At 55.2% G+C, this 1,251-nt stretch carries 1 protein-coding gene and 1 pseudogene; both read left to right on the top strand.

The window, feature by feature from the left end; translation table 11 throughout:
• Positions 1-144: 144 nt before the first annotated feature.
• Entirely contained in the window at positions 145-687 is a 543-nt protein-coding gene (locus DJ74_RS02885) for a TlpA disulfide reductase family protein (protein ID WP_254921668.1), read from the top strand.
• Between the two features lie 263 nt (positions 688-950).
• Positions 951-1,251: pseudogene (locus DJ74_RS19380) on the top strand (cytochrome C biogenesis protein); the annotation flags it as partial.

Raw genomic sequence — 1,251 nt, forward strand, 5'->3', positions numbered from 1 at the left:
GTAGGGTGGGGTAGTTCACATAAACGTCTATGGATACGTTTCTGTGGATCAAATCGCTCTTGTAGCCTTCAGCCGAATTATTACGGTTCTTTCACTATCGTACCGATGGATATGCCCTCCAATCCGCGTCGATCGTTTCTTGGGATGGTGAGTACCGCAATTGGGAGTAGTCTCGCTGGGTGTGCTAGCTTACAGTCGATCGACTCAGACACACCTAGCGACGAGACAGAATCTGCGGCCGGGACATCTGGTGAGTCCGAACCACTTGCATTGCCGTCGGTCGTGACGCGAGATAGTTTCCCTGACGGGGACGTGGTTCTCAAACCAGACGGGAAAATTGTCCTATTAAATTTTTTCACAACATGGTGTCGACCGTGTCAGGAAGAGATGCCGGAATTTCGGCGGTTGCGTGCGGAGTACGATACTGAGACGCTGCATATGGTCTCGATCACGCCGGAAGTGGACAAGAAACTCATCCAAGAGTTTTGGCGAGAGTACGACGGGAAGTGGCCAGTCGTCACTGATCCAGCCCTGATTGCGACCAACCGGTGGAACGCGAACAGCTACCCGACAAACCTAGTGTTCGATGTGGATGGGACCCCTGCGACAGGAGATAGATCAACGGTGCGAGCACGCACGTTCAAGGAGTTTACTTCGATAATCGATCCGCTTCTCACGGAATCATAACAATGACCAGTTTAACGCTTTCAGCGTTGTTCGGGCTGTCGTTTTCGGCTGGCGTCGCTACATTCTTCGCCCCGTGTGCGTTCCCGCTACTTCCTGGTTACCTTTCGTATTTTGTGAGTGATACGGTATCGGAACCCGACGGTGACCGTTCGACGCTCGGCTTCACCCACTCAAGCGCGGCTCCTGAGTCGGGTGGGTTCTTCTCACGCTTCCGCCGACCAGTTACTCGCGCAGCGCTACTGAGTTTGCTTGCCGGCGCCGGAATGACACTCGTATATGTCGGATTGGCAGGGACGACCGCGTTTTTCGGCGCGCAGGCGCTTGCAGACATCGCCATCCTCGAAGTGGTCGTTGGTGCCGTGTTCTTGATTACCGGTGGGGCGATGGTTGTCGGATGGAAGCCCGCTTGGTCGGTTGTCCGACTGCCTGAGCGGGAACGATCGCTTACCGGGTTCTTTTTGTTCGGCGTGCTGTACGCGGCGGCTGCAGCTGGATGTACGGCCCCGTTGTTCATCGCGGTTGTGTTGAAGGGAATTTCAGTCGGGCCAGTTCTCGGGATCGGTG

This window comes from Halorubrum sp. Ea8 (assembly GCF_002252925.1).
In the GTDB taxonomy this organism is placed as follows: Archaea; Halobacteriota; Halobacteria; order Halobacteriales; family Haloferacaceae; genus Halorubrum.